This window comes from Citrobacter sp. Ce104, from assembly GCF_030334595.1.
GTDB lineage: Bacteria > Pseudomonadota > Gammaproteobacteria > Enterobacterales > Enterobacteriaceae > Citrobacter > Citrobacter europaeus.
The window spans coordinates 93,571-117,607 of the sequence record NZ_JAOWDP010000067.1 but is presented as its reverse complement, the minus strand read 5'-3'; the positions used below and the strand labels follow the sequence as shown (position 1 = coordinate 117,607).

Annotated in this window: 21 protein-coding genes and 1 pseudogene; 8 read left to right on the top strand and 14 right to left on the bottom strand. The window is 53.2% G+C overall.

The features are described from left to right. Together OGW16_RS18510 and OGW16_RS18505 are read left to right on the top strand one after the other, a co-directional pair. On the top strand, window positions 1-828 hold an 828-nt coding region (locus tag OGW16_RS18510), incomplete at its 5' end, for an alpha/beta hydrolase (protein ID WP_286518065.1). 141 nt (window positions 829-969) lie between these two features. Continuing rightward, entirely contained in the window at window positions 970-2,097 is a 1,128-nt protein-coding gene (locus OGW16_RS18505) for an MFS transporter (protein ID WP_043017892.1), read from the top strand. Here OGW16_RS18505 and OGW16_RS18500 read toward each other — a convergent pair. Further along, the gene (locus tag OGW16_RS18500) at window positions 2,094-2,594 is read right to left on the bottom strand and encodes an Lrp/AsnC family transcriptional regulator (protein WP_087050470.1); all 501 of its coding nucleotides are present in this window, start codon (window positions 2,592-2,594) and stop codon (window positions 2,094-2,096) included. The two genes, OGW16_RS18505 and OGW16_RS18500, sit on opposite strands and share 4 nt — an antisense overlap. An 84-nt stretch (window positions 2,595-2,678) precedes the next feature. Between OGW16_RS18500 and OGW16_RS18495 the strand changes: the two genes are divergently transcribed. Beyond that, complete coding sequence (locus tag OGW16_RS18495; RefSeq protein WP_172862956.1) at window positions 2,679-3,851, top strand: MFS transporter; 1,173 nt, start codon at window positions 2,679-2,681, stop codon at window positions 3,849-3,851. Window positions 3,852-3,924: 73 nt separating this feature from the next. Here the strand turns inward: OGW16_RS18495 and OGW16_RS18490 are convergent, their stop codons facing one another. From OGW16_RS18490 to OGW16_RS18465, 6 genes and pseudogenes are all read right to left on the bottom strand, one after another. Then, window positions 3,925-4,989: an alpha/beta hydrolase gene (locus tag OGW16_RS18490; protein ID WP_172862957.1), complete on the bottom strand. Its 1,065-nt coding sequence runs from the start codon at window positions 4,987-4,989 to the stop codon at window positions 3,925-3,927. 107 nt (window positions 4,990-5,096) lie between these two features. Continuing rightward, the gene (locus OGW16_RS18485; protein WP_105529697.1) at window positions 5,097-5,681 is read right to left on the bottom strand and encodes a flavodoxin; all 585 of its coding nucleotides are present in this window, start codon (window positions 5,679-5,681) and stop codon (window positions 5,097-5,099) included. Window positions 5,682-5,690: 9 nt separating this feature from the next. Continuing rightward, on the bottom strand, window positions 5,691-6,452 hold the full coding sequence (locus OGW16_RS18480) for a carboxymuconolactone decarboxylase family protein (RefSeq protein WP_172862958.1): 762 nt from the start codon (window positions 6,450-6,452) through the stop codon (window positions 5,691-5,693). Further along, a complete protein-coding gene (locus tag OGW16_RS18475) occupies window positions 6,430-6,906 on the bottom strand; it encodes a (R)-mandelonitrile lyase (RefSeq protein WP_043016104.1) in 477 nt (158 codons plus the stop codon). Before OGW16_RS18475 ends, OGW16_RS18480 begins: the two co-directional genes overlap by 23 nt. A gap of 64 nt (window positions 6,907-6,970) precedes the next feature. Continuing rightward, the gene (locus OGW16_RS18470) at window positions 6,971-8,428 is read right to left on the bottom strand and encodes a heavy metal sensor histidine kinase (protein ID WP_172862959.1); all 1,458 of its coding nucleotides are present in this window, start codon (window positions 8,426-8,428) and stop codon (window positions 6,971-6,973) included. 15 nt (window positions 8,429-8,443) lie between these two features. After that, window positions 8,444-9,124, bottom strand: a pseudogene (locus OGW16_RS18465) (heavy metal response regulator transcription factor). Window positions 9,125-9,342: 218 nt separating this feature from the next. Here OGW16_RS18465 and OGW16_RS18460 point away from each other — a divergent pair. After that, the gene (locus OGW16_RS18460) at window positions 9,343-10,392 is read left to right on the top strand and encodes an alpha/beta hydrolase (protein ID WP_100194285.1); all 1,050 of its coding nucleotides are present in this window, start codon (window positions 9,343-9,345) and stop codon (window positions 10,390-10,392) included. Between the two features lie 255 nt (window positions 10,393-10,647). Here OGW16_RS18460 and ychF read toward each other — a convergent pair whose 3' ends face one another. Next, entirely contained in the window at window positions 10,648-11,742 is a 1,095-nt protein-coding gene (ychF, locus tag OGW16_RS18455) for a redox-regulated ATPase YchF (RefSeq protein WP_043016108.1), read from the bottom strand. A 115-nt stretch (window positions 11,743-11,857) separates the two neighbouring features. Further along, window positions 11,858-12,442, bottom strand: coding sequence for an aminoacyl-tRNA hydrolase (gene pth, locus OGW16_RS18450; protein WP_003020814.1), 585 nt, complete (start codon window positions 12,440-12,442; stop codon window positions 11,858-11,860). 274 nt (window positions 12,443-12,716) lie between these two features. Here pth and ychH point away from each other — a divergent pair, with 274 nt between their 5' ends. Beyond that, a complete protein-coding gene (gene ychH / locus OGW16_RS18445; protein ID WP_003833480.1) occupies window positions 12,717-12,998 on the top strand; it encodes a stress-induced protein YchH in 282 nt (93 codons plus the stop codon). A 108-nt stretch (window positions 12,999-13,106) separates the two neighbouring features. On the opposite strand, the gene lysC is transcribed toward ychH, so the two are convergent. Then, window positions 13,107-14,468 (bottom strand): lysine-sensitive aspartokinase 3, encoded by a 1,362-nt coding sequence (gene lysC, locus OGW16_RS18440; RefSeq protein ID WP_199994766.1) that lies wholly within the window; start codon window positions 14,466-14,468, stop codon window positions 13,107-13,109. A gap of 608 nt (window positions 14,469-15,076) precedes the next feature. On the opposite strand from lysC, the gene OGW16_RS18435 reads away from it, so the two are divergent. Then, window positions 15,077-16,462: a diaminobutyrate--2-oxoglutarate transaminase gene (locus OGW16_RS18435; protein ID WP_100194287.1), complete on the top strand. Its 1,386-nt coding sequence runs from the start codon at window positions 15,077-15,079 to the stop codon at window positions 16,460-16,462. Window positions 16,463-16,477: 15 nt separating this feature from the next. Continuing rightward, the gene (locus OGW16_RS18430; RefSeq protein WP_100194288.1) at window positions 16,478-17,941 is read left to right on the top strand and encodes a pyridoxal phosphate-dependent decarboxylase family protein; all 1,464 of its coding nucleotides are present in this window, start codon (window positions 16,478-16,480) and stop codon (window positions 17,939-17,941) included. 97 nt (window positions 17,942-18,038) lie between these two features. On the opposite strand, the gene dauA is transcribed toward OGW16_RS18430, so the two are convergent. The 4 genes from dauA to lolB all read right to left on the bottom strand — a co-directional run bounded on the left by dauA (window position 18,039) and on the right by lolB (window position 22,531). Then, the gene (dauA, locus tag OGW16_RS18425; RefSeq protein WP_072033928.1) at window positions 18,039-19,721 is read right to left on the bottom strand and encodes a C4-dicarboxylic acid transporter DauA; all 1,683 of its coding nucleotides are present in this window, start codon (window positions 19,719-19,721) and stop codon (window positions 18,039-18,041) included. Between the two features lie 124 nt (window positions 19,722-19,845). Continuing rightward, a complete protein-coding gene (prs, locus tag OGW16_RS18420) occupies window positions 19,846-20,793 on the bottom strand; it encodes a ribose-phosphate diphosphokinase (RefSeq protein ID WP_001518537.1) in 948 nt (315 codons plus the stop codon). A 266-nt stretch (window positions 20,794-21,059) separates the two neighbouring features. Beyond that, window positions 21,060-21,911, bottom strand: coding sequence for a 4-(cytidine 5'-diphospho)-2-C-methyl-D-erythritol kinase (gene ispE, locus OGW16_RS18415; protein WP_213732985.1), 852 nt, complete (start codon window positions 21,909-21,911; stop codon window positions 21,060-21,062). Then, window positions 21,908-22,531, bottom strand: a complete 624-nt coding sequence (gene lolB / locus OGW16_RS18410) for a lipoprotein insertase outer membrane protein LolB (RefSeq protein ID WP_213732454.1) — start codon at window positions 22,529-22,531, stop codon at window positions 21,908-21,910. The genes ispE and lolB overlap by 4 nt, the downstream gene beginning before the upstream one ends. 211 nt (window positions 22,532-22,742) lie before the next feature. On the opposite strand from lolB, the gene hemA reads away from it, so the two are divergent. Then, window positions 22,743-23,999, top strand: coding sequence for a glutamyl-tRNA reductase (gene hemA / locus OGW16_RS18405; protein WP_003833420.1), 1,257 nt, complete (start codon window positions 22,743-22,745; stop codon window positions 23,997-23,999). The last annotated feature ends 38 nt before the right edge of the window (window positions 24,000-24,037 follow it).

The window sequence follows — 24,037 nt, the reverse complement described above, 5'->3', positions numbered from 1 at the left end:
CTGTATGCGCAGACGCTGGCGGAACAAGGATTTGTTACCCTGGCATTCGATCCCTCTTACACGGGGGAAAGCGGCGGCTATCCGCGAAACGTCGCCTCACCGGATATCAACACTGAAGATTTCAGCGCGGCGGTGGATTTCTTAGGGCTGCAAAAAGAGGTGGATCGCAACCGTATCGGGCTGCTCGGTATTTGTGGCTGGGGCGGCATGGCGCTGAACGATGCCGCGATGGATACCCGCGTTAAAGCGGTGGCTACCAGCGTGATGTACGACATGAGCCGGGCGATGGGCCATGGTGTGGGGGATGGCAAAGACCGTTATTCCACCGCCGACCGTCGTGCTGTTCTGCAATATCTGAATGAACAGCGCTGGAAGGATGCGCAGAGCGGCACGTTCGCACACGGTGCTCATGATATTAACGTCGACAGCAACGGCAAGGCCAGCGCGGGCGAGCGCGTTCTGCCAGAAACGCTGCCGGCAAATCCGCATCCGATACTGAAAGAGTTCTTCGATTACTATCGCATGCCGCGCGGCTTCCACGAGCGTTCCGTTAACTCGACCGGGGCGTGGACGGCAACGATGCCACTGTCGTTTATGAATATGCCGCTGCTGAGCTACGCCAGTGAAATCACCATCCCAACGCTTATTGTGACCGGTGAGAAAGCGCATTCACGCTATTTTGCTGAAGATGCTTTCAAGGCGATTGGCAGTAAAGACAAAGAACTGGTAGTGGTGCCAGGGGCAAATCATGTGGACCTCTACGATAACGTGGCCGGAAAAATACCTTTCGCGAAGTTCGAACAATTTTTCCAGACCAAACTGAAATAAACCCTCTCCTGAATTGATGCAAAGCCACCGGCCTCTGGCGGGTGGCTTTTATCCTGATCTTCGTGAAATTTCACTATGTCGACGCTAAACCAAACACCATCACATCCTCATCAGCGCGCATACTGGGGCGGTATTTTTGCCATGACCCTGTGCGTGTTTGTGCTGATTGCTTCTGAATTTATGCCCGTCAGCCTGCTCACGCCGATTGCCCGCGATTTAGGCGTGACGGAGGGGCTGGCAGGCCAGGGGATTGCCATCTCCGGCGCACTGGCGGTTCTGACCAGCCTGACGCTTTCAACGCTAGCAGGAAAGATGAATCGTAAATTCCTGCTGCTGGGAATGACGGTTCTGATGGCCGTATCGGGGCTTATTATTGCGCTGGCTTCCAGTTATCTGATGTATATGATCGGTCGCGCGATGATCGGTATGGCGATTGGCGGATTCTGGTCGATGTCTGCGGCAACGGCGATTCGTCTGGTGCCGCAGCAACAGGTCACGCGTGCGCTGGCGATTTTCAATGCCGGTAATGCGCTGGCGACGGTCGTGGCCGCGCCGCTGGGAAGCTATCTGGGTGCCACGGTCGGATGGCGAGGCGCTTTCTTGTGCCTGGTGCCCATCGCGGTGGTCGCCTTTATCTGGCAGTGCATCAGCCTGCCCAGTATGGATGCGAATAAAAGCCGCACGTCACCTGGCGATGTATTCCGCATACTTAGCCGCCGCGTGGTTGCGGTTGGCATGCTGGCCTGCGGCCTGTTTTTCATGGGCCAGTTTACGCTATTTACCTATGTGCGCCCGTTCCTGGAGACCGTGACGCGGGTTGATTCCTCAGGCTTGTCGTTGATTTTGCTGATTATCGGCGTAGCCGGTTTTATCGGCACGCTGGTTGTTTCGACATTCCTCAACAGAAAATTCTATCCCACGCTGATGGTCATACCCGGACTGATGGCCGTCATTGCCATCGGCCTGATGCTGACCGGGCATCTGGTCTGGACGGTTTCGTTGCTGTTAGGGCTCTGGGGCATGCTGGCCACCGCTGCGCCAACCGGATGGTGGACATGGATTGCGCGTACGTTGCCTGATAACGCAGAAGCCGGAGGCGGGCTCATGGTCGCGGTGATTCAGCTCTCCATCGCCCTTGGATCAACGGCAGGAGGCATCGTGTTTGACCACCTCGGTTGGCAGAGCACGTTTGCCATGAGTAGCGTGCTGCTCCTTTGCGCGGGCGTACTGACCTTTTTTACCGCACGCCAGAAGGCCGGTGCGCGTTAATCCGGCGAGGGCCCGCGCTCCAGAAAAGTGGAAAGCGCAATATAGCTGCGTACGGAACGTACGCCCTCAAGGCTCTGAATCTCCATCAGGAAATTTTCCAGCGATTCGGTATCGGCGGCGCGTACTTTGATAAAGACGCAGCCGTCGCCGGCAACGGTATGCAATTCTTCCACCTCCTTGCGGCTGGTGAACTGCAAAAGGGCGCGCGTCGCCTGATAGCTACTGGTGTCGATAACCAGAAACGTTAACAGCGTCCGTCCCAGCTTGCAGCCATCCAGGACCGCCACGGTACCCTTGATCACCCCATCGCGCTTCAGTCGTTTTACGCGATCGTGAACCGCCGGGGCTGATAAGTTCACAATCTCACTCAATTCCGTGTAGCTGCGTCCTGCATCCTCTGCCAGGGCACTTAATATTTTTCGGTCAATGGCATCCAATTCCGCCGGTTTATGTCTTGTCTGCCGAATACCATCTTTTTCTTTATCAAATGCGCTCATAGGGCTTCTCAATCTGAATAAAAATATGAATATACTTAATTCTACCTAATATTATTAAGCCATAAAACGAATAATGGAGTTGCAATGCCTATCGCACTTTTCGCCCTCGCCGTGGGCGCATTTGGTATCGGCCTGACGGAATTTGTCATCGCCGGGATCCTGCCACAAATCGCAGCAGAATTTAGCGTCAGTATCCCGAAGGCGGGAATGATGGCGACGTCATACGCGCTGGGCGTATTTATTGGTGCACCGCTGTTAACGATTATTGGCGCGAGGATCCCCCGCAAGGCCATGCTGATTACGCTGGCGGGTATTTTTACGGTCGGTAATATCATTACGGCCATCGCGCCGACGATGGCGATAGCAATTGTCGGTCGTATTATTACCTCTTTTAATCACGGTGCCTTTTTTGGTATCGGCTCGATTATTGCCGCATCGCTGGTGGCACCCGGACGCCAGGCAAGCGCCATTGCCTTTATGTTTTCGGGGCTGACGTTAGCCAATCTGCTTGGCGTTCCGGTGGGTACGTGGCTTGCGCAAACCTTTAGCTGGCGGCTGGTATTCTGGATCATTGCTGGTATCGGGGTGCTGACGATGGCAAGCATAGCCGTGCTGGTTCCGCATATTGCGAAAGGCAAAGCTATTGCTTTACGCAACGAACTGAGAGCCTTTGTTGACCCGCAGGTGCTGCTGGTCATGGGGATCACGATTTTCGGTCCGGCCGCCTTTTTCACCTCGATTACCTATATTGCGCCAATGATGGTGCAGGAGGCCGGTTTCTCCTCAGGCGGCGTGGCAGGGTTAATGGTGCTGTTTGGTCTGGGACTTGCTGTCGGTAACTGGATTGGTGGACGCTTCGCTGACCGCTCTCTGTTTGGCACGCTGTTCGTTACCCTCGCGGCTCAGGGGTTGGTGCTGCTGGTCTTCTGGGCGGGTGTTGAAAGCCAGTGGGTTGCCGGCATCTCAGTCTTCCTGATGGCGGCCTTCGGCTTCGCGACGGTCTCACCGATTCAGAAACTGGTTATGGAGCGCGCCAGCCATGCGGGAGCCCCGACAATGGCGGCCTCGGTCAATATCGGCATGTTTAATCTGGGAAATGCGCTGGGGGCATGGGCCGGTGGGGTAACCATTGCTGCGGGTTTTGGACTGGCTTCTCCGAACTGGGCGGGCGCAATTCTGTCCTTCATTGCGTTGGGCCTCGCTGTTCTTGCATGGCAAAATGCGCGTAAAGGTTATATTTTGCCGGTACTTGAATAAGTTACACAAGGCGATGAGCGCCCACTATGTGTTGGGCGCTCTTTTAAATGATTTAGGTGATTTTCTAAAACGGCTACTGCAAATTTTTCTCTTTCAAGAATTTACTCACCAAATCAGCAATCTGCACATTATTTAAATCAGAGAACGGGAAGTGGGTATTCCCTTTGATTCCCACTTCTGGCAGATGCGTCACAGTGACATCCCCGCCATGCTTGTTCACCACATCACGCCATTCGCGAGCCATCGCCAGACGTACGCGCCAGCTGTCCTGCGCGGGCATGGCGACAGGTTTATCCGGTATGTTATCGCCGTAAATAATCAGAATCGGGATTTTGGTCAGAGCCATAAACTGCTCCATCGGCACCGGCTCACCCTTCAGCGTGTCGAACGCGCTTGGCATAGGGGCTGGGAGTTCTTTTTCCGGGAAGACAAAGCTGCTGCCGGGCTCAAAGGCGACAATGGCTTTGACCTTGTTGTTTTTCAACGCCGTGTACCAGCCTGGTCCACCGCCCTGAGAGTGGGTGAAGAGGATAGCGGGGCCGGATTTATCCACGACGGCGGACATCGCATCAGAGATGACATTGATATCAAACGGCCCGGTGTTCGGGGTCATCTGACGGAAATACTGATTCAGTGCTTCTTTGTCGTGAGAGAACTGAACGTCCTTAAAATACTCTGGCCACACGCCAACGCGGAACTGGTTGAACCACATTTGTTCATCCGGTTTAGGCGTAACCGTACCTTCTACCGTCGTGCGCCCGGCGCTGCCACGGCGTGGCTGATCGACAAGATAGGTTGAGAACCCGCGACGCAGGAATATGTTCTGGAAACCTTCACGACCATCCGGGGTACTTTCCCAGGTACGGGAGAACTGACCTGCGCCGTGCAGCATGACAATAGGGTATTTATGCGGATTCTCCGGGATCTGGTAGAACACAGACGCATGATCGCCATGCCAGGTTTGGCCAGCTGAATCCAGCGGCTTTTTCGCATCAAATGTTCCTGGGGCGGTAATGATGGTGCCACCAGCAGAAAAGCTTCCTTGTTCCTGAATGACCAGCGGCTCGGCATAGACCGACTGAGCCACCAGGCCACCCGCCATTACGCAGATGGCCAGTGTTTTTAAGATTGTCTTCAAGATTACATCCTCTGTTATGTTTGCCGTTCAATCATATCTGAGTTGTCCGCGTTAATTATTTAGCACCCCTGATTGCCCTTATTTGGCAGACTCATGAATGCGGACGATTAACTGCGTATTGTCTCTAACCAGCTGGTGACCGTTTCAGTGGTTCTTCGCTCCTGGTCGCATTCAATGACCAGCGGTTTTTCCCGACGCGCAGTTGGGGCGAGACGGGCAAGGATGTCGTCGCTGTCTCCTTTACCGTAGCCACCGTGAGTAATGAAGGGGATGAGTAATTTGCCCCCAAGGTTGTGGCTGCTGAGAAATGCTTGCACGACAGGCGGCACGCTGGTCCCCCAGATCGGAAAGCCTAAATACACGGTCTCGTAGCGTGAGATATCTGCAACGCTATTTTTTAATGCGGGTTTGACTCCCCGCTCACGCTCATTTTTCGCCTGTTCAACGGTCTGAAAATAGTCTTCCGGATAAGGCGTAGCCGGTTCGATTTCAAACAGATTGGTATTCAGGCTGCGGTGAATGACGCCCGCAATGACGCGTGTATTTCCGCTGCGGGAAAAGTACGCCACCAGAACACGGCTTTTACCCTGCACGTTTGTGGTTTCGGTCGCAGCTGATGCCAAAGAAACGTTCGCCAGCGTCAGCCCGGCAAGTGCGGTGATTAACATTCTGCGGTTGGGATCATGCTCCATAACCCACTCCTAATTGTTTGCGAGCGCCTGCTGCAGCGCCTTTTCAGCCCGCGTTGCTGCATCACTTTCGCCATGTTCACGCAGAACCTGTGCCAGCTGGCGCAGCTGCGCTGCTGTCAGGCCGACCCGCATGCTTGCTCGGGTATGCGACAGCAGTTGTGATTCAACGCCTGGTGTAGCCGCTAATGCGCCAACCGTTGCCAGCTCGCGGCTTTGCCAGTCGAGGTTATCGCGGGCGAAAATGTCACCGAAAAGATGCGTTTGCAGGAACTGGTTAATCACTGGGGCAAAATCAAACAGCGGACCCTGGACGGGAGCGCCTGAGATTTTCGTCTGGTTTGCGGTACCGACACGGCGAAGCTCATCCCCGACAGGGATGGTGGCGACCGGTTCTTTACCTTCAACGTCTTCGATGCCACGTTGTTTACGTGCTTCGACGACCTTCATCAGTTCACTAAGCGCATTCAGGCTACGGGGGAAGCCCGTATAGGCGTAAAGCTGGACGAGAATCTCTTTGGTTTCGTTTATCGTGAGCCCGGCATCCAGTCCCTGATTCAGGGCTGCATTCAGCTTATCCATCTGACTGCTGGCCATTGATGCCGCAATCAGCGGGATGGCCTGTTGGCGGACTGACAGCGTATCTGAAACCGTTTGTTCGTGGTTCATTTCTGAGGCTCCTTTATTGACGGGGGCAGCATGTGCCGCGAGACCAAAACCAAAGGTCAGCAGTACCGCTGCCGCTAATGCTTTAATGGGCGTGGTATTGTTCATCTGTCACTAACTCCTTCCAGTTAACGCTTTTGCCATCCACAATCCCGGTTATCGCCAGATGCGTCATCGCGCTGCCGGGTGCCGCCCCGTGCCAGTGTTTGACGCCCGCCGGGCAAGAGACAACGTCACCGGCGCGGATAACCTGCACCGGCTGGCCTTCTTGTTGGGTGAGCCCCACACCCGAGGTTACAATCAGCCGCTGACCTGCCGGATGCGTATGCCAGGCGGAACGAGCGCCGGGTTCAAACGTGACATAAGCCCCGGAAACAGGGATGTTGTTATCCGGTCTGAAGAGAGGATCAACCCGGACGCGACCGGTAAAGTTCTCGGCGGGCCCATATACCGCGTTCTGACTTCCTGCGGGGGTGATATGGACAGCGGGATTTTGCTCCGCTGCCCAGGATGAAAATGTAATCGGCAGTAACAGCCCGAGGTAACGTAAATGTCTGATCATGCAAAGCGTCCTTATCAATGAAGAGGGGATTGCCTGCGATGATTTTATCGAGAGGGTGATGACGTCAGGCTGACGCCCCCCTGACAATTCTGTCAGTTAACCCGGGTCCCGGCTCAGTGCCGGATTGAGCATTGCCCGCCGCTTTATCCGCTTGTATCGCAAAGGTGAGGCCAAATGTATTGATGCCACCTTCACTACGGGCAAAGACATCTCCCTTGTGCATAATGGCGACGGCACGCACGATCGACAGGCCCAGTCCATGGTGGGTATCACTCCTCGCCCGGGAGGTGTCAACGCGATATAACCGCTCGAAAAGCCGGTGTAAGTGCTCTGGTGCTATCGGATCGCCCAGGTTTGACACTTCAACACAGGCTTGATGACCGGTTACGCTTAACCGCACCGTAACCGTGCTATTGGACGGCGAATGCCTTGCGCTGTTTTCCAGTAAATTAGCCAATGAGCGATGGAACAGACGTCGGTCGATGTGCGCGATCACGTCGCCCTGAACATCCAGAGAGAGCTGTTTTTCAGCAAAAGAAGGTTCAACGTACTCCGCTGTTTTCAGGGTTTCTTCTCGCAGCGACACTTGGGTCAACTGGGACGCATGTTCACCCGCGTGGGCATGGGACAGGAACAGCATGTCGTTAACGATAGACGCCATGCGTTCCAGTTCTTCCAGATTAGAGCCCAATAATTCTTCCAGTTCATCATGCGAGCGTCGGCGCGAGAGCCCCAGTTGCGTCTGGCCGATCAGATTCGTAAGCGGAGTCCGGAGTTCATGCGCAACATCGGCATTAAAGCTGTCGAGCTGTCGCCAGGCGACCTCTTGCCGTTCCAGCACGCCATTAAAAGATGATGCTAACTGCTGTAATTCGTCAGGTAATGCTTCGGTATTCAGGCGCTGGCCATGGTCTCCCGGTGCAAGATGCCGGGCCTGTTTACTGAGCGCCCCAACGGGACGAAGACCGATCCTTGAAACGATGTATCCCAGTAAAGCGACAATCACGACGCCCAGCGCGGTAATGATTAACAGCGTCCGGGTGAAGGCATTCAGTGTGCCCATATACGGCGTGGAGTCGATGGCAACGATATAGCGCAGCTCAGGCCTTTCACCGTTGGCGGGGATCGTTTTCACTAACAGAAACAGCGAGCAGGCACCTTCCGATGCGCCGGGCACTTTATTAAAGCCTTCCTGTAAAGAAGACCACTCAACACCCACCGGTGGTGTTCCCCCCATGCTAAAGCGTGGGTTATCGCTCACTATCCAGTAACGAACGCGTTCACCTTCAGAATTGGTTAACACGGTGAATTTATTGGCAAGCAGTGACCAGCCGTCAGCCGAGGTTCGTGCGGTGATCCACGGACTCATTAATGATTCCCGGAACAGCAGTTCGTTGTGCATCTGCTTTTGCAAAGAGTCATGCAAAGAGCTTCTGAGCAGGATGCCGATAACGGACACAATCAGCAGCGCGGATAAGGCAAACATCAGCGCCAGGTGAACGGAGATGGAACGCTCAGGCAAGCATATCCCCTTCATTTATTTGGACCGGACTTCGAGGACATAACCCATGCCACGAACGGTATGCAGCAGTTTGATATCGAACGGGGCATCCACTTTGGCTCGCAGGCGTTTAATGGCCACTTCAACCACGTTGGCATCGCTATCAAAGTTCATATCCCATATCTGCTCAGCAATCATCATCTTTGACAGGATCTCTCCCTGATGTCGGGCCAGAAGGCTCAACAGGGAAAACTCTTTCGCGGTCAGTTCCAGCCGTGTTCCGGCGCGAAATACCCGACGAGCCAGCAGGTCGAGATGCAGGTCGTGAATTTACAGTTGAGTGATGTCCACGCCATCCGTAGAACGACGACGCACCAGGGCCTGAATACGCGCCACCAGCTCAATAAGCGAAAAGGGCTTGGGCAGATAATCATCCGCGCCAAGACGCAGCCCTTTAACGCGTTCATCGACCGAACCCCGTGCCGAAAGCATCAGCACCGGCGTCTGTTTGGCTGCTCGCACACCCTCAAGTACCCGGTAACCATCCATCCCCGGCAGCATCACATCCAGTATTATCGCGTCGTAGTCGAACTCCAGCGCATAATGAAGACCTTCAGCGCCGTCTGCAGAGACATCTACCGTAAATCCGAACTCGCTCAACGCACGGTTAAGGTATGTTGACGTTTTTTCTTCATCTTCGACTAACAACAGGCGCATAACGGGACTTCCTCTTAGCTTTTCATCGGTGCTTCAATACCTGAACAACCCTGTTACTGAGACCATTTTGCCTTCTGATTGCCAACATAAAGCTGACGGTTACCTGACAAAAATGTTATTTCCGCGTCAGGATGCTGACAGCGCTCGCACCCTAATCTGAGCCTGCAAATTTAATCCGCGAGCCTGAATAACCAGGCTGACACTCATCGGGAGAGACCATGAAATTCACGCTTATCAGCGCAATATTGCTCACGGCAATGGCTGGAGTGACCTCAGCCAATGCGGCCGATTACAAAAAAAATCCATTCACGCTGGCCTATGACGGCGCCATCACTGAGAACGTTAAAGGCAAGGTCAATATTCACCCCGTGAAATACGATCTGCATGGCATCCAGATTGCTGCGAATGTCTATACCCCTGCTAACTACGATCCCGCCAAAAAATATCCTGCCGTGGTGGTGGCACATCCTAATGGCGGCGTAAAAGAACAGGTCGCCGGGTTGTATGCCCAGCGTCTCGCCGAACAGGGCTACATCACGATTACCGCCGACGCGGCTTATCAGGGGGCTAGCGGTGGGATGCCTCGCAGCGTGGATAAACCCGCTAATCGCATTGAGGATATCCACGGTATGGCTGATTACATCAGCCAGTACCCCGGCGTAGATACCGCCCGCCTTGGTCTGCTGGGTATTTGCGGAGGCGGCGGGTATTCACTGGTAGCCGCCGAAACTGACAAGCGGTTCAAATCGATAGCGACCATCAGTATGTTTAATTCAGGCCTGGTGCGACGTAACGGTATGCAGGATTCACAGCTGGATACTATCCAGCAGCGTCTTCAGCAGGCTTCTGACGCACGCGCTCAGGAAGCTGCCGGAGGCGAAGTGCTTTACTCCGGCGATGCCAATCTGACTGATGAACAGATTGCTAAATTACCCTTTGCCTTATATCGCCAGGGCTACGAGTATTACTGGAAAACTCACGCCCACCCGAACTCTACGTTTAAATACACCACCAGCAGTCTGCTGGATTTGATGAGTTTTGACGTCACGGACCATATCAATCTCATCAATCAACCGCTGCTGATGATTGCCGGTACAAAAGCGGATACGCTCTATATGACTGAAGATGCGTTCGCGAAAGCCACCGGTACGAAGGACAAAGAACTCTTATTGATCGATGGCGCTACTCACATCGAGACTTATTGGGTTCCTGAGTACGTTGACCAGGCGATGCAAAAGTTAGATGTCTTTTTTGATAAAAATATTTAATCCGTATCTGTCGATACCCCGAGGGGTATCGACTTATTCAGTATTTATTGTTCAGCTTAACGAAACTGGGCAGAAAGATAATTACGCACATTAAATAGCCGCTATGAATTAAATTCATAAAACAATTGGGCATGTGATGGCTATGTTTACCTGAATAAGTCTGTGAAATGAAAAATCCACGCAATTGCGTGGATTTTATAGTTTTTAGTGATTCTTATGAGATGTATTGAGATCTCATGAGACAGCAGATTTTATTTAGACGTTGAACAGGAAGTTCATCACGTCGCCATCTTTAACGATGTAGTCTTTACCTTCCGCACGCATCTTACCGGCTTCTTTCGCGCCTTGCTCACCCTTGTAGGTGATGAAGTCTTCAAACGCGATGGTTTGCGCACGGATAAAGCCTTTCTCGAAGTCGGTGTGGATCTTACCGGCAGCCTGCGGAGCGGTCGCACCGACAGGGATGGTCCACGCGCGGACTTCTTTCACGCCAGCGGTGAAGTAGGTCTGCAGGTTCAGCAGCTCGTAACCAGCGCGGATAACGCGGTTCAGGCCCGGCTCTTCCAGACCCATTTCAGCCATGAATTCTTCACGGTCAGCATCATCGAGTTCTGCGATGTCAGCTTCAACGGCAGCGCAAACGGCAACAACAACAGACCCTTCTGCCGCCGCGATTTCGCGCACTTTATCGAGGTATGGGTTGTTTTCAAAACCATCTTCGTTGACGTTGGCGATATACATCGTTGGCTTCAGCGTCAGGAAGCTCAGGTATTTGATGGCTGCTTTGTCTTCTTCGGTCAGCGTTTTCAAAGCGCGCAACATGCCGGCGTTTTCCAGCTGTGGCAGGCATTTTTCCAGCGCAGCCAGTTCCGCTTTAGCGTCTTTATCGCCGCCCTTGGCCTTCTTCTGTACGCGATGGATAGCGCGCTCACAGGTATCCAGGTCAGACAGTGCAAGTTCGGTATTGATAACTTCAATGTCGTCAGCCGGATCCACTTTGTTATTAACGTGGATGATGTTGTCGTTTTCAAAGCAGCGAACCACATGGCCGATAGCTTCGGTTTCACGGATGTTGGTCAGAAACTGGTTACCCAGGCCTTCACCTTTGGATGCGCCTTTTACCAGACCGGCAATGTCGACGAATTCCATCGTGGTTGGCAGGATACGCTGCGGTTTGACGATTTCGGCCAGCTGATCCAGACGCGGATCGGGCATCGGGACAACACCCGTGTTCGGCTCGATAGTACAGAACGGGAAGTTTGCCGCTTCAATACCCGCTTTTGTGAGCGCGTTGAACAGGGTAGATTTGCCTACGTTTGGCAAACCGACGATACCGCATTTGAATCCCATGTTTAAATCACCTTAATCTTTTGATATTCAATCTGTTATAGAAAACAGATTGTAGAAAAGTAAATAACTTTGCCTATTATACACAGCACGCGAGAAAAATGCCGCACATCGCTGCTTATTGCGCTTTAAAGGTGTGTAACCGGCTCGTTGCCTTGGTCAGGCCATCTTTGAATAAAATCTCGGTACAACGTGCCGCTTCGTCAATCGCTTCATCGATTAACTTCTGTTCTGAAACAGGCGGTTTGCCTAAAACAAATCCGACAACCTTGTTTTTATCGCCCGGATGCCCAATTCCGACGCGTAAACGATGAAAGTTAGGGTTATTGCCCAACTTACTGATGATGTCTTTCAGGCCATTGTGTCCGCCATGACCGCCGCCAAGCTTAAATTTGGCTACACCAGGCGGCAGGTCTAACTCGTCGTGTGCGACCAAAATTTCATCGGGATTAATTCGATAAAAACTGGCCATCGCGCCGACAGCCTTGCCGCTCAGATTCATAAATGTGGTCGGCACCAGCAAACGAACATCTTCCCCTTCGAGCGTTACTCTGGAGGTATAGCCGAAGAATTTCGGCTCATCGCGCAGGGGAGCGCGTAATCTCTCTGCCAGAAGATCGACATACCATGCGCCTGCGTTGTGTCGCGTTGCCGCATACTCTGCGCCGGGGTTCGCCAGGCCGACAATCAATTTAATCGCCACGTATTTTGTCCTGAGTGTTTCCATAAACGACGTGTAGTTTACTGTCTGAGGCTGCTGTTGACAAAAAACTGCGTACTAATCGCCAAAAGCTGAATAATTGCACAAATGGACTATTAGAAATTGAGTGTGTTCAGTAGCTTATTTGTAAAGTTTTGTTGCGTGAGTGTTTGTAATTGTGATCGCTCCCGCACTTGCGAACGGCAGTGTTGTCTATACTTTACACATAAGGATTAGGGGTATTCCCTGTAACAACCCAAAGTTCCGGAGGTGACACATGAAACGCAAAAACGCTTCGTTACTCGGTAACGTGCTCATGGCTTTAGGGTTGGTGGTGATGGTAGGTGGTGTCGGTTACTCTATTTTAAACCAACTGCCGCAATTTAATCTGCCACAGTTTTTCGCACATGGTGCCGTGCTCAGTATTTTTGTTGGTGGTGTTCTCTGGTTGGCAGGTGCCAGAGTGGGTGGGCATGAACAAATCAGTGACCGTTACTGGTGGGTGCGCCATTATGACAAACGCTGCCGTCGCGGTGATACCAATCATCGTCATAACTAAATAAGTGCTGCGTTAAGAACACAAAGTCCTGGTCGAAAAACCAGGGCTCTGTTTGTTCATTACACTTGCATTAAACGCTCTTCTGTTCACTACCGAATATAAGAAACGTTATTCGAATAATCGATAATGTAACGCCTTAACCGCGCTATCCGCAGCTTCAGCCGGTAACAGAATGCTCAGGTTATCGTTTGACGCACCGTGGCAAATCATTCGCACCGTATGCTCTTCGAGCCAGGCAAAAACGTCTTTGCAAACCCCCGCAGCCTGAGTCAGTTGATTCCCCACCAAAGTGACTAATGCCAGTCCGGTTTCCACTTCCACACGACAGTGCGAGGACAATGCGGTAAACAATGCCGTGGTCAGCACATGGTCTTCACCTGAGGTTGCATGAGTGGCGTCCAGCGCCAACGCAATACTATTCTCTGAGGTTGTAACCAAATCCACCGTGACCGCGTGGCGAGCTAAAATGGCGAAGGACTGTGCCAGGAAAGAACAGAACGGCTGTGCCTCGAGACGATGTAATCGCAACAACGTCTGTTTACGGCGCACGGCAAGCGCACGGTAGCGCGGTGGATTATCGGTGGTATTGTGTACCAGCGTACCTCCGGCGGCAGTATCCTTACTGGAGCCTACAAAGACCGGAATGCTTTTACGCATTGCCGGGAGCAGCGTAGCCGGGTGGAGGACCTTCGCCCCGTAGGCGGCCATATCGCTGGCCTCGGAAAATGAGATGTGGTCGATGCGTTTGGCCCGCGGCGCAATGCGCGGATCGGTGGTGTAGATCCCTGCAACGTCGGTCCAGATGTCCACGCGTGTGGCGTGAAGCGCCTCACCGAGAAGCGTTGCCGTGTAATCACTACCGCCGCGTCCAAGCGTTGTGGTATGCCCAGCGGCATCACGGCCAATAAATCCCTGAGTCACCATAACCGCTTGCTCAAGACGAGGGCGCAAGTGAGTTTCCACCTGGTGGTGCAGGGTGCTAAGTTCGGGTTCCGCGCAGCCGAAGTTCGAATTGGTACGCATTACGCTGCGGGCGTCAAACCACCCGGCCTCAGCATGCCGTTCACGTAACACTTCAGTAAACAGCAAAGAGGACATCAGCTCGCCGTGACTAACCAAATCATCGCTTAGCGCATCGGACGGTGAAACCGTCGCCGTTTGCGCAAGATGACGAATATTGTTGAGAAGATTATCGATTTCCGTACTGATAACGGACGGCTGCTTCAGGCGGGAAATAATGTTGTATTGGATGGCGCGTAAGGTCTCAAGCTTATCTAATTGTTGATGCGTTTCCAGACCTTCAGAAAGCTCGACCAGTAAGTTTGTGACGCCTGCGGAAGCAGACAGTACGACTAAACGGACATCGTGATCAGCAAGGACAATGCTGGCGCTGCGGTTCATCGCATCAAAATCAGCGACGCTGGTGCCGCCAAATTTGGCAACGACGGATGGTGGATAAATGCGAGTCATAACAATCTCATATCAGGGCGCCATAAAAGTATGGCTAGAAAATTTTCATTCTCGGCATAAGGGAACGACGTTCACCTTACGAAATGTCCGCCCGCGAACATTTCTGCTGACAACCCAGGGAATACCTGTTGTCGATACCGCGTGTCGCCTGTACGCGTTATCGGGTGCTGCGCATTAATTTTATCTACATAGCCTGTAAATAAGCGCGCCATACTAAGTGATTTATATTTAGGGATCGACTTTTTTATTCGATTTATCGATAAATAAGTGAAAAATCATGTCGTAACAAGAAAACGCGTACATTATTAATGGTAAAAACGTGTAAAAAAATAATAAAAACATGAAAATTCCATGGTTTTTATTACAACACAGGCGTTGCAACTGGGTACGGTTTTGTAAAATAAATAGCTATATTACTTTATGATTTCGTAATGTTGAATGAGTGTTACGTTTTGAATTTTAAGGTAAAAATGCTTATTTAAGCGACGGGAAAATAAATGATTGAGTCCTGTGCTAAAACAACATATATTAGCCGCGCTTTTTTACAGGTAATCCTTATAACCATTTATTCAATCAGGCGTTAATCTACACCTGGTTGTAGGAGTGATATGATGACGGATAAAGTCCGTATTGATACTTTAAGTGCTAATTCATTACCACAGAGCAATGATACCTTTTTAGCAAGACAGGCTGAGTTTGAATCTAATGTCCGCAGCTATCCGCGTAAACTGCCATTGGCAATTGCCAAAGCACAGGGCGTCTGGATTACTGATGTAGAAAATAATCAATATCTTGATTGTCTGGCAGGCGCCGGAACTCTGGCGCTTGGTCATAACCATCCTGAAGTGCTGCAAAGCATTCAAAGTGTCATCACAAGCGGCTTACCGTTACATACGCTTGACCTTACCACGCCGTTAAAAGATGAATTCTCATCTTATTTACTTTCCTTATTACCGGGCCAGGGCAAAGAATATTGCCTGCAGTTCACCGGGCCGTCCGGCGCTGATGCCGTTGAAGCGGCGCTGAAGCTGGCGAAGAAAGTCACCGGCCGTTCCAGCATCATTAGCTTCTCTGGTGGCTACCACGGGATGACGCACGGTGCGCTGTCCGTGACCGGCAACCTGTCGCCGAAAGAAGCCGTCAGCAACATGATGGCGGAAGTGCAGTTTATGCCGTATCCGCATCAGTACCGCTGCCCGCTGGGTATCGGCGGCGAGGCTGGCGTGAAAGCATTAACCTACTACTTCGAAAACCTGATCAACGACGTTGAAAGCGGCGTGCGTAAACCGGCAGCCGTGATCCTCGAAGCGGTGCAGGGCGAAGGCGGCGTGAACCCGGCTCCGGTCGAGTGGCTGCAGCGCATTCGTAAAGTGACGCAGGAACACGGCATTCTGCTGATTATCGATGAAGTTCAGGCTGGATTCGCGCGTACCGGTAAACTGTTCGCCTTCGAACACGCCGGTATTGAGCCAGACATCATCGTGATGTCCAAAGCGGTTGGCGGCGGTCTGCCGTTGGCGGTGCTGGGTATTAAGAAGCAGTTCGACGCGTGGTCTCCGGGCCACCACACTGGCACCTTCCGCGGTAACCAGCTGGCGATGGCGACCGGTCTGACAACGCTGAAGATCCTCAAAGACGATAAGATTGCCGATAAAGTTGCCGCCCAGGGCGAGTGGCTGAAAGGCAAACTGGCTGACCTGCAGAAACGCTACCCGGTTATCGGCCAGGTGCGTGGCCTCGGTCTGATGATCGGTCTGGAAATCGTGAAGCCGGGCGAAGCGCAGGATCACATGGGCTGCTACCCGGCCGATGGCGAACTGTCCGCGCTGCTGCAGAAAAAATGCTTCGAAAACGGCCTGATTCTGGAGCGCGGTGGTCGCAATGGCTGCGTCCTGCGTCTGCTGCCGTCTCTGCTGATCACCAACGCTGAGCTGGAAATTTTCCTCGATAAATTCGAAAACGCCCTGCTGGGCGCTGGCGTGAAGCCGGTTTAAACGGAGTTGGATCGAATGTCAGACGTAAACCCGATTCTGTCCGGCTCGGCGCAAAGTATCGCTGCCTATCAGGACGCTATCGAGCAGAGTACGCAAGCCGTCGTTGAATGGTTGAAGCAGCCTGAGATGTATCAGGGCAAAACCGTTGAACAGCTGCGTGAACGTATCAACCTGAATTTTACGTCTCAGGGCCTGGGCAACCAGGCCGCTATTGAGCGTGCGGTTGAATACTTTCTGAAAGACAGCTTGTTGGTTCACCATGCGCAGTGCGTCGCGCACCTGCACTGTCCAAGCCTGGTGATTAGCCAGGCGGCGGAAGTGCTGATCAATGCCACCAACCAGAGCATGGACTCCTGGGACCAGAGCCCGTCGGCCACCATCATTGAGATCAAACTGATCGAATGGCTGCGTGAGCAGGTAGGCTACGGCGCAGGCGACGCGGGCGTATTCACCAGCGGCGGCACCCAGAGCAACCTGATGGGTCTGATGCTGGCGCGTGATGCCTTCTTCGCACGCCAGGGGCACTCCATTCAGCAGAATGGTCTGACCGGCGATCTGAGCAAAATCAAAGTGTTCTGCTCTGAAAGTGCGCATTTTTCCGTACAGAAGAACATGGCGCTGATGGGGCTGGGCTACCGTTCCGTCACCCAGGTGAAGACCGATGCCTTCTCACGTATGGATCTGGCAGACCTGAAAGACAAGCTGGCCCAGGCGAAAGCCAACGGCGAGCAGGTGATGGCGATTGTTGCCACGGCCGGAACGACCGATGCGGGCGCAATTGATCCGTTAGCGGATATCGCGGCGCTGGCGGCAGAAAACCAGATCTGGATGCACGTGGATGCGGCATGGGGCGGGGCGCTACTGCTTTCTGAGAAGTATCGTCACTTCCTGAATGGCCTGGAGCTGGCGGATTCCGTCACCCTGGACTTCCACAAGCAGTTCTTCCAGACCATCAGCTGCGGCGCGTTCCTGTTAAAAGACGCGCGTCACTATGAGCTGATGCGCTATCAGGCGGCATACCTGAACTCTGATTTCGATGAAGAGGCTGGCGTGCCAAACCTGGTGTCGAAGTCGCTGCAGACCACGCGTCGTTTCGACGCGCTGAAGCTGTGGATGGGCCTCGAAGCGCTGGGCAAAAAGCAGTATGCCGAAATCATTGATAACGGCGTAACACTGGCGCGTGATGTGGCTGAGTTTGTGAAAACCCAGCCGCATCTGGAACTGGTGATGGAGCCGCAGCTGGCAAGCGTACTGTTCCGCTTCCGCCCGCAAAGTGACGACATGGCCTTCGTTGCGCTGCTGAACCAGCGTATTGGTGACGTTCTGCTGGCTTCCGGTAGCGCCAACGTCGGCGTGACCGAAGCAGATGGCGTCACCTGCCTGAAGCTGACGCTGCTGAATCCTACCGTGTGTCTGGAGGACGTTAAAGTTCTGCTGGCAAGCGTGAAGGCAACGGCTGAGCAACTGCTGAAAGCCTAAGCAATAAGCTTGTTATAAAAATGGCTCCCACATGTGGGAGCCATTTTTTTTTCTGTCATTTGTCGCCCCGGCGGCGCTTCGCCTGGCCGGGCTACGGTTAGATGATGTCTGCCAGCGCGGCGTCTTTATTCGGGAAGAAAGTCAGGCGCCCGGCAATCGGCTGAATGCCTGCGCGCGCCATGGTACGTAGCGGCTGGAATTCCAGATTACTGATGCGTAATTCACAACCTTCCGGCAGCCGTTTGACAAAACGCTGGAAAGCATCCAGACCACCGGCATCCAGTACCGGGACCGCGTCCCACTTCAGGACCACGATGCGTTTACCTGCAATACGTGACTCGAGGTCGGTAAATAATCCTTCCGCAGCGGCAAAGAATAGTGGGCCAATGACGCGCAATACCAGCACATCGTCCGGTACGTCAACGTTGACCGGCGCCAGACGCGTCATGCGTGCAATACGACGCATAAACAGCAGAGAGGCGAGAACGATACCGACGCTGATGGCGATAACCATGTCGAACAGCACCGTCAGCGACATACACATCAGCATGACGATGATGTCGTCTTTCGGCGCATGACGCAGCAGATCCACCACTTTATGCGCTTCACTCATGTTCCATGCCACCATCAGCAGCAGAGCGGCCATGGCGGAAAGCGGCAACCAGGAAAGTAGCGGCGCAAGCACCAGCAGGGCAAGGATCACCAGAATCGCGTGGATAACCGCAGAGATCGGCGAGGTCGCCCCGGCGCGGACGTTTGCCGCAGAACGGGCAATTGCCGCTGTGGCGGTGATACCACCGAAGAACGGCGCGACGATGTTACCCAGTCCCTGACCAATTAGTTCGCTGTTAGCTTTATGTTTGGTGCCGGTCATCCCATCGAGTACGACGGCGCACAGCAGAGATTCGATCGCCCCGAGCATCGCCATCGAGAAGGCCGCCGGTAACAGCGCCTGTAACGAACTCCAGCTCAGGGTAAAGTTTGACTCCGGCATATTCCACGGTAATACCAACTGCGGTAGCAGCTGTGGGATACCATTGCCCTGTGAGCCATCAGCCAGAATGTAGTGGAACTGAGAGCCGATGGTGGCAACATGCCCGCCGGTGAGGTTCACGATCCCCATTACCGCACAGCCTGCCAGCAGTGCAGGAAGGTGACCCGGCAGTCGAATCCCCAGACGCGGCCAGAAAATCAGGATCCCCAGCGTCACTACGCCAATAGCGGCATCGCCAACGTTGATGGTCGGCAGGGCCATAAACAGCGCGCCGACCTTCTGCAGGTAGTGCTCCGGGACATGAGCCATCTGCAGGCCAAGAAAATCCTTAATCTGCATGGTACCGATGGTGATACCAATACCCGAGGTAAAACCTAACGTAACGGACACCGGGATATATTCGATCAGGCGACCAAAGCGGGCGAGGCCGAAAAGGATCAGGAATATCCCGGACATCAGCGTGGCAACCAGCAGGCCTGCCAGCCCAAACTGTTGCGACACCGGATACAGAATCACCACGAAGGCGGCGGTTGGACCTGATACGCTAAAGCGCGATCCCCCGGTAAGGGCGATGACAATCCCAGCGACGGCTGAGGTATACAGGCCGTACTGCGGCGCAACGCCACTGCCTATTGCCAGGGCCATCGCCAGCGGAATGGCAATGATCCCAACGGTAATCCCGGCGATCAGGTCGCGGGTAAAGCGAGAAGCGGTATATTTTTCTTTCCAACAAGCGTCGATGAGGGCGCGGAAAGGCATCACATGTGAGGAAAATAATCTGTTCACAATAATGTTTCATCCATGAGCGCATCATCTGTCAACTAAATGGCAGGTGAAGTAGGCAAAAGTCATACAAATAAGTATTACAGATAAAAAAACCCGCCGCAGCGGGTTTTTGAGCCGGGCTCGATTAATGCTCGAACATGGCAGAGATGGATTCTTCGTTGCTGATACGACGAATCGCTTCGGCCAGCATACCCGACAGGGTCAATGTACGCACGTTTGGCAGTGCTTTGATTTCGTCAGTCAGTGGAATAGTGTCACAGACAACGACTTCGTCAATCACTGAGTTGCGCAGGTTGTTTGCCGCATTACCTGAGAAGATCGGGTGGGTTGCGTAAGCAAATACGCGTTTTGCACCACGTTCTTTCAGTGCTTCTGCTGCTTTACACAGCGTACCGCCGGTATCGATCATGTCATCAACCAGCACGCAGTCACGACCTGCTACGTCACCAATAATGTGCATCACCTGAGAAACGTTTGCACGCGGGCGACGTTTGTCGATGATAGCCATGTCGGTATCGTTCAGCAGTTTAGCGATAGCGCGGGCACGCACGACGCCACCGATATCCGGAGAAACCACAATCGGGTTATCCAGGTTCAGCTGCAGCATGTCTTCTAACAGGATCGGGCTACCGAATACGTTATCAACCGGTACGTCGAAGAAGCCCTGGATCTGTTCAGCATGCAGGTCAACGGTGAGGACGCGGTCAACGCCAACGCTGGACAGGAAATCAGCGACGACTTTAGCGGTAATCGGTACACGAGCGGAACGTACGCGACGATCCTGACGTGCATAGCCGAAGTAAGGAATAACGGCGGTGATACGGCCTGCGGAAGCACGGCGCAGCGCATCAACCATAACGACCAATTCCATCAGGTTGTCGTTAGTAGGGGCACAAGTGGACTGGATGATGAAAATATCACCACCGCGTACATTTTCATTAATTTGTACGCTGACTTCGCCGTCGCTAAAGCGACCTACAGCGGCGTCGCCGAGTGAAGTGTACAGGCGGTTGGCAATACGTTGTGCTAGTTCCGGGGTGGCGTTACCAGCAAAAAGCTTCATATCAGGCACGAGAAGAACCTCAGGCATGCGTCCATTGGTGGAAAGAATCTGCCGAAAACTGTGCGGGCCAGGCAGTATCCTCTCCATGCGGTGTATTAAAGAGCGCGATGCAACGTCTGGAACAGGGTGACGTTGTCACCGCAACTCAGCTTGCCCGGCTTACTCGTGATCCTTCGTGTTTCATGTGCGTTGGCATCAATTTCTCGCACCAGTCACATACTTTTGTATGCTCCTGGCGATTTGTCATCTCGCCATCTTCCTGAAACCCGAATGATTTAGAGTAACGCTCTATGCAATGGGGAGAGGTTGACACCTTTCGCCACAAAGCCTTTGAGCCATTCCGGGGCTTGCTCAAGCACCTGGCGAGCACGAGACTCAGTGTCAAATTCAGCAAAGACACAAGCCCCTGTACCAGTCAGGCGCGACGGCGCGTATTCTAACAGCCAGGAAAGCGCCGCATCAACCTCGCGAAAACGTTTTCTTGCGATAACCTCGCAATCATTGCCGAATTCACATTTTAGTAACGTTTTTATTGACCTTTTTGGCGTGTTACGCGGGAGGTCGGGATCTTTAAAAATCACCGGTGTCGGAATACTGACTCCCGGGTGTGCAACCAGATACCATTTTTCCTCTGGCTCGACCGGTGTCAGAATTTCTCCTACGCCTTCGGCAAAGGCCGCATGGCCACGCACGAACACGGGAACGTCTGCCCCCAGCGTTAAGCCGAGTGCCGCCAGTTCATCAACCGAGAGTCCGCATTGCCAGAGATGATTCAGCGCCACCAGAACGGTCGCCGCATTAGACGAGCCTCCGCCAAGACCGCCGCCCATCGGCAGGCGTTTTTCGATACTGATGTCGGCGCCGCTCCCTTGAGGAAGACGATTGCTTTCAGATGCCACCTTCATCAGCAAACGTGCCGCACGGACGATCAGGTTGTCTTCATGCGCAACGCATTCCACCGGGGTTAACAGGCGAATTTCGCCGTCGCCGCGCGGCGCAATATCTATCGTGTCGCCATAATCAAGAAACTGAAATAACGTCTGCAGCGTGTGGTAACCGTCCGCACGCTGCCCGGTGATGTATAAAAACAGATTCAGTTTTGCCGGAGAGGGCCAATGGGTCATCATTTCACAATCCAGTTATCCATCTTCAGCTTAATACGCTGGGAGCCGTCGGACAGTTCCATGTTTGCCGGCATCGCGGGCTGGGTTTTGCTGTCGTAGGCGCTATAGACCACTTTCCAGCTTTTACCGTCTTTGCTGTAGTTCACCTCACTCAGACGATATTGGTCATCGAGCTTGTAATCGGTGGCGTCACCTGGCAGACCAAGGATCCACTGGCGCAGGCTGTTCAATGGAATAGGCATGCCGGTCAGTTTGCCAATCATCTCTTCGGCGTCGTCGGCGGTGTAATGCTTGCCTTTGTTATCGACAAGTTCGACGCTGCCCGGCCGCGCATTGAGTTCCAGTTCAGTGCTACCCAGCGGGTTGGTCAGCAGGAGACGATAGCGATCCTGTCCGGTTTGTTGCCAGAAAAAGCGGGCATACACTTTCTGTTGATCGGAGATATAAGCAAACGCACCGCGCGTCTGATATTGGTTCAGGGCGCGTACTTCCTGCTGGTGCTGGCGCCACTGTGGCGAGTCGGGGCTTTTGCCGGGACCTTTCGGCGCGTTGATCGTACAAGCGGTAAGAACCAGGGCCGCCAGCGGCAGCAGGCGAATCAGGCGAAAATCGGGCAGGGTCATAATGATGACAAATCCTTGAGATACGTTGCAGTTATAATTCTTAATGCTAGCGCCGCCATCAGACATCGTCTACGTTCAAGTTATCTTAAATCGCTTAAATTTGTGCACTAAGCCATTACTCCAAAAGGGGTCAGTCTCTTTTATTGACCGCACGCATCCTGTATGATGCACCCAGTCTAACCTTATCAACGCTGGTACTATTCCCGCACACATGACCCTTTTAGCGCTTGGTATTAACCATAAAACGGCACCTGTATCGCTGCGAGAACGCGTAACGTTTTCGCCGGATACGCTCGATCAGGCGCTGGACAGCCTGCTCGCGCAGCCAATGGTGCAGGGCGGGGTGGTGTTGTCGACGTGTAACCGCACGGAGCTGTATCTCAGCGTTGAAGAGCAGGATAACCTGCAAGAAGCGCTGGTTCGCTGGCTGTGCGAATACCACAACCTCAATGAAGAAGACCTGCGCAACAGCTTGTACTGGCACCAGGACAACGACGCCGTTAGTCATTTGATGCGTGTTGCCAGCGGTCTGGATTCACTGGTGCTCGGTGAACCACAAATTTTGGGGCAGGTGAAAAAAGCGTTTGCGGATTCGCAAAAAGGCCACCTGAACGCCAGTGCGCTGGAACGCATGTTCCAGAAATCATTCTCTGTCGCTAAACGTGTACGTACAGAAACTGACATCGGCGCCAGCGCCGTGTCGGTGGCGTTTGCCGCCTGTACCCTGGCGCGGCAGATATTTGAATCGCTCTCCACGGTAACCGTGCTGTTAGTGGGCGCAGGCGAAACTATCGAATTGGTGGCGCGACACCTGCGTGAGCACAAAGTGAAGAAGATGATCATCGCCAACCGTACGCGTGAGCGTGCGCAGGTGCTGGCGGATGAAGTCGGCGCTGAGGTGATTTCACTGAGTGATATCGACGCGCGTTTGCAGGATGCTGATATTATTATCAGTTCTACCGCCAGCCCGTTGCCGATTATCGGCAAAGGAATGGTAGAACGCGCGCTTAAAAATCGTCGTAATCAACCTATGCTGCTGGTGGATATCGCCGTACCGCGTGACGTCGAGCCGGAAGTGGGTAAATTGTCTAACGCCTATCTGTACAGCGTAGACGACCTGCAAAGCATCATTTCGCATAACCTGGCCCAGCGCAAAGCGGCGGCCGTGGAAGCCGAAACGATTGTGGAGCAGGAAGCCAGCGAGTTTATGGCCTGGTTACGTGCCCAGGGCGCAAGCGACACTATCCGCGAGTATCGCAGTCAATCAGAACAAATTCGTGATGAACTGACCGCCAAAGCGTTGGCTGCTCTTCAACAGGGTGGTGATGCGCAAGCCATTATGCAGGATCTGGCCTGGAAACTGACCAACCGCCTGATCCATGCACCAACCAAATCACTTCAACAGGCTGCCCGTGACGGGGATAGTGAACGCCTGAATATTCTGCGCGACAGCCTCGGGCTGGAGTAGCAGCACACCAATCTTATTTTTTACAGGGTGCATTTACG